Origin of the sequence: Sphingomonas sp., from assembly GCF_031380695.1 — a bacterium.
Taxonomy (GTDB): domain Bacteria; phylum Pseudomonadota; class Alphaproteobacteria; order Sphingomonadales; family Sphingomonadaceae; genus Sphingomicrobium.
Genome location: NZ_JANMWY010000238.1, coordinates 1 through 4,892, shown reverse-complemented (window position 1 = coordinate 4,892; position 4,892 = coordinate 1). Strand labels below are relative to the sequence as shown.

The following is a 4,892-nucleotide window of genomic DNA, read 5'->3' as shown; positions in this document are numbered from 1 at the left end:
GTCATCCGCGACGCTGAGGGGGCGTCGGCCCTGCTCGTGTCGGTGCGGACATCGGGAGCGGTCGATGAGGCGGATGGGATTTCGCTGTTCCTCGTGCCTGCCGGTGCCGAAGGTCTCTCCGTCCGGGGCTACCCCTGTGTCGATGGTGGACGCGCGGCGAAGCTCTCGTTCGACCGGATTCGGCTACCGGCGAACGCACTGGTTGGCAGAGAGGGCAAGGGGGCGGCGCTGATCGCAGAGGCGAACGCCGCCGGGCTGGTCGCGCTGTGCGCCGAGGCGCTGGGGGCGATGGACGTCGTGCGTGACATGACTCTCGATTATCTGCGCACCCGGGTCCAGTTCGGCGAACCGATCGGCCGCAATCAGGCGCTTCAGCACCGGATGGCGTCGCTCTTGATCGAGATCGAGCAGGCGCGATCGGCCGTAATCAACGCCGCCGCAGCGATGGACGGGCCGCTCGAAGGGCGCGAACGGACGCTGTCGGGCAGTAAATATACCATCGGTGCGACCGGCATTCTCGTCGCCGAGGAAGCGATCCAGCTGCACGGCGGAATCGGCATGACGTGGGAGCTGGCGATGACCCATTTTGCCAAACGGCTCGTGATGATCAACCACCAGCTCGGCGACGAGGATCATCATCTCGCCCGCTTTGCTGCGCTCGGCCGCGCTGCCTGACCATGGCGAGGAAGGCGAGCGTCGACGAACGCGACCTGCGGGACGCCGCCGCCCTCACCGCTGATTTGCGCGAGCGCGTGAGGGCATTCCGCGAAAGCGCCGCTGCTGTTTACCGCCGCTATAAGGCCTCGACGATCGTGACGTTGGCGATTCCGCCGCCCTCGCACATCGTCTGCAACCCATAGCGCTTGCCGCGCTTGCGCAGCGAATGGATCAGCGTCGCCATCAGCTTGGTTCCCGATGCGCCGAGCGGGTGACCGAGGGCGATCGCGCCGCCGTTGACGTTGAGCCGGTCGGGATCGGCACCCGTATGACTGAGCCATGCCAGCGGCACCGGCGCAAACGCCTCGTTGACTTCGTACAGGTCGATCTCGCCAATGTGCATCCCGACCCGTGACAGCGCCTTGGCGGTCGCGAACAGCGGCTCCTCGAGCATGACCACCGGGTCGCCTGCGGTAACCGTCAGATTGTGGATTCGCGCCAGTGGGGTGAGGCCATGCTCTTTCAGTGCAGCTTCCGAAACGATCATGACGGCGCTGGCCCCGTCGCAAATCTGGCTGGCGTTGGCGGCGCTGATGACGCCGCCATCCAGGAGCAGGCGAACCGAACCGATCGACTCGAGCGTCGCGTCGAAGCGGATCCCCTCGTCGACGACATGCCATGCCTTGCCATCAGGCGTGTCGATTTCGATCGGCACGATCTCTTGGTCGAAGGCGCCGGTCTCGGTTGCCGCAACCGCGCGCTGGTGGCTCTTTAGCGCATAGGCATCGAGCGTCGCACGGTCATAGCCATATTTTTCGGCGATCATCGCCGCCCCAACGAACTGGCTGAAGCTCTCGACGCCGTACCGGTCCTGGACCTTCTTGCTATAGGGATTGACGCCGAGCGTCGGCGAAAACATCGGCACGCGAGTCATGCTTTCGACGCCGGCGGCGATCACCACGTCCTGCGTGCCCGACATGACTGCCTGGGCGGCGAACTGGATCGCTTGCTGCGAGCTTCCGCACTGGCGGTCGATCGACACCGCCGGGACGCTGTGGGGCAGGATCGAGGACAGCACGGCGTTGCGGCCGATATGCCCCGATTGTTCGCCCGCCTGGCTAACGCAGCCCATAATCACGTCCTCGACCGCCGCCGGGTCGATACCGGTGCGGGTGACGAGGTCGGTCAGGACCGCTCCGGCGAGGTCGCTGGGATGCCAGCCGGCGAGTTTGCCGTTGCGGCGTCCGCCGGCGGTGCGGCGGGCTTCGACGATATAGGCTTCGGCCATGATAATCTCCGTGACGTTGACGCGCGTCAAATCGAGCGCGCGATGACTTTCTTCATGATCTTCGACGTACCGCCGAAGATCCGCGTGATCCGCGAATCGCGCCACGGCCGGGCGATCATATATTCGTTCATATAGCCGGCGCCGCCGTAAATCGCGGTGACGAGGTCGCCCGACGCCATCCGCGGAACATCGGTCAGCTTCTGCTCCTCCGAACCATAGGCGACGAGATATTCGGCGACGATGTCACTTTGGAGGGTGAAACCGGCCGAAGAACCGGCGTAGGACACCTCTTCGTTGACCACCGCATTGTAGCGGAAATCGAGCCCCGGGCCGTCATATTCCTCTGGCACTGTCGGGCACAGCATCCCCGCCGCGCCGAACTTGCGGCAGATGCCCTTGCCGACGATCCCGTCATGCTCCTGCTCGCCGAGGAATGGCAGCATTTCCTTCGCTAGGACCTGGCGGACAAGGTCGCGATACTGATTCTGTTCCTCGTGATATACGGCGCGCGTGTCGAGCATCGGAAGTCCCTTAGGGCAGTTAAGATCCGTCGTAACGGGTCGGCGCATGAAATCGAGCGCTATTCGGCGTGGGGCGAAATCCGATCGACGTTAGCGGTCGAGTTTGTCGTGGAAATAGCGCATGCGCCGATTCTGCCGGGCATAATAGCCGCCGCGATCGTCGCGCGACTGCGCCGAGCATGGACAAGGCTCGGCGACCTGGCTGCGGCATTCGAGCCGGCTGATCTTGCAATACGTCGGGCTAACGCACTTAACGAGGCACGAGCGTCATATTCCTAGAACGACGTATTAATCGACTTCGTTGAGAACGCCCCGGATCGACTCGATTATGCGCCCGATTTCGTCTTCGGTAATGATCAGCGGCGGGGACAAAGCGACGATGTCGCCGGTCACGCGGATCAGCAGGCCCTTGGAGAAGCAGCGTGTGAAGACGTCGTAGCCCCGGCTCCCCGGCGCACCGGCGCGGGCGCTGAGTTCGACGCCCGCGACCAGCCCGATCGTTCGGACATCGATGACGTGCGGTTCGCCGTTGAGCGAATGGAGTGCCTCGCGCCAAGTGCCGGACAGGGTCGCGGCACGGGTCAACAGGCCTTCGCGGCGGTAGACGTCGAGCGTCGCGATGCCCGCCGCACAGGCGACCGGGTGGCCCGAGTAAGTATAGCCGTGGAACAGCTCGATCAGCGGCTCGGGACCGGCGACGATCGCATCGTGGACGTGCCGTCCGCACAGCACCACGCCCATCGGAACGGCCCCGTTGGTCAATCCCTTGGCGGCGGTGATGAGGTCGGGCGTGACTCCGAAAAAATCCGCCGCGAATGGGGCGCCGAGGCGGCCGAAACCAGTAATGACCTCGTCGAAAATGAGCAGGATGCCATGGCGGGTGGCGATGTCGCGCAGCCGGCCGAGGTAGTTCTTGGGCGGCAGTAGCACCCCGGTCGATCCGGCGACGGGCTCGACGATCACTGCGGCGATGGTTTCGGCGCCATGCAGCTGGACCAGTCGCTCGAGGTCGTCGGCGAGTTCGGCGCCATGCTCGGGCAATTCGGGACTGTAGGCGTTGCGCGCGAGGTCGTGCGTATGGCGAAGATGGTCGACCCCGGGCAGGCTGGTGAAGACGCGGCGGTTGTTGACGATCCCGCCGATGGAAATGCCGCCGAAGCCGACACCATGATAGCCGCGCTCGCGGCCGATGAAGCGGGTCCGCGTGCCCTGGCCGATCGCGCGCTGATAGGCGAGCGCGATCTTGAGCGCGGTATCGACCGATTCCGATCCCGACCCGGTGAAAAATATGCGGTCGAGCCCGGCGGGCGCGATCTCGGCGAGGCGATTGGCAAACTCGAAGGCAAGCGGGTGGCCGATCTGGAATGGCGGGGCATAGTCCATCGTGTGCAGCTGCGCGCCCACCGCGTCGGCAATCTCGGGACGGCCATGACCGGCGTTGACGCACCACAGCCCGGCAGTGCCGTCAAGGATCTGGCGATCATCGTCCGATCGATAGAACATGCCGTGCGCCTCGACGAGCATGCGCGGCGCCGCTTTGAACTGGCGATTGGCTGTGAACGGCATCCACAGGGCATCGAGGGATGGACTGTTCGTGGCCATGCTATACTCCGGGTTAGTTGGGGGAAGATCGGCCATCGCCGGGCTGCCGACAAGCCGTTTATTGAGGGCCGGGCGTGACCGCGCCCGCTCCTTCACGACTGGCTTTGGCTGATCATCACGCTAATATTGCCCAACGGCTGACACCTTCGCTTTGTGGACGACCGCATGCAATTTTTCTATGGGTAGCGAAGCGATGGTTGCGATAGTAACTGGCGCTGCCCTGGGGCGTGTCCGCGGTGGCCAAGCAGCAGAGGGGCGGACCATGAAGTCATCGGCGCGGGTCGTCGTCATTGGTGGCGGTGTGGTCGGCATCAGCACGCTCTACCACCTCGCCCGGATGGGCTGGTCGGACGTCGTCCTGGTCGAGCGCAAGGAGCTGACGTCAGGGTCGACCTGGCATGCCGCGGGCCTGCTGCCGCTGTTCAACCTGAGCTATGCAGTCGGCCAGCTTCATAAATATTCGGTTGGCTTCTATCCGACGCTCGAGGCCGAACCGAGCTCAACGTCGGCTTTTCGAACGTATCAAACATCCGCCTTGCCCGCACGCGTGACCGGATGGACGAATATCATTATTACGCCGGGATCGCGAAGACGATCGGCGTGGACGTCGATTTCCTGACCCCGGAGCAGCTCGCCGAGGCCTGGCCGCTGTGCAGCACCGAGGGTATTCTCGGTGCGATCCGGCATCGGGCCGACGGTTATATCCAGCCGGCCGACCTCAGCCAGGCGCTGGCCAAGGGGGCGCGCAAGCGCGGGGCCGAGATTTATCGCAATACGGCCGTGACAGCGATCAGCCGGAAGGCGAACGGCGAATGGCTGGTGAC

General features: G+C 64.4%; 4 protein-coding genes and 1 pseudogene. 2 read left to right on the top strand and 3 right to left on the bottom strand.

From position 1 onward, the window contains the following. The coding region (locus RMN84_RS08480; RefSeq protein ID WP_309611742.1) for an acyl-CoA dehydrogenase at positions 1–675 on the top strand (675 nt) is incomplete at its 5' end. A 118-nt stretch (positions 676–793) separates the two neighbouring features. Here RMN84_RS08480 and RMN84_RS08475 read toward each other — a convergent pair. The 3 genes from RMN84_RS08475 to RMN84_RS08465 all read right to left on the bottom strand — a co-directional run bounded on the left by RMN84_RS08475 (position 794) and on the right by RMN84_RS08465 (position 4,068). Continuing rightward, entirely contained in the window at positions 794–1,945 is a 1,152-nt protein-coding gene (locus RMN84_RS08475) for an acetyl-CoA C-acetyltransferase (RefSeq protein ID WP_309611741.1), read from the bottom strand. A gap of 26 nt (positions 1,946–1,971) precedes the next feature. Next, a complete protein-coding gene (locus tag RMN84_RS08470) occupies positions 1,972–2,466 on the bottom strand; it encodes an acyl-CoA dehydrogenase family protein (protein ID WP_309611740.1) in 495 nt (164 codons plus the stop codon). 288 nt (positions 2,467–2,754) lie between these two features. After that, positions 2,755–4,068 (bottom strand): aspartate aminotransferase family protein, encoded by a 1,314-nt coding sequence (locus RMN84_RS08465; protein WP_309611739.1) that lies wholly within the window; start codon positions 4,066–4,068, stop codon positions 2,755–2,757. A 178-nt stretch (positions 4,069–4,246) separates the two neighbouring features. Between RMN84_RS08465 and RMN84_RS12335 the strand changes: the two are divergent. Continuing rightward, positions 4,247–4,892: pseudogene (locus tag RMN84_RS12335) on the top strand (NAD(P)/FAD-dependent oxidoreductase); the annotation flags it as partial.

Excerpts from the sequence above, each read along its gene's own strand:
- RMN84_RS08475 (WP_309611741.1), bottom strand. The coding sequence starts at position 1,945 with ATGGCCGAAGCCTATATCGTCGAAGCCCGCCGCACCGCCGGCGGACGC.
- RMN84_RS08470 (WP_309611740.1), bottom strand. The coding sequence starts at position 2,466 with ATGCTCGACACGCGCGCCGTATATCACGAGGAACAGAATCAGTATCGC.
- RMN84_RS08465 (WP_309611739.1), bottom strand. The coding sequence starts at position 4,068 with ATGGCCACGAACAGTCCATCCCTCGATGCCCTGTGGATGCCGTTCACA.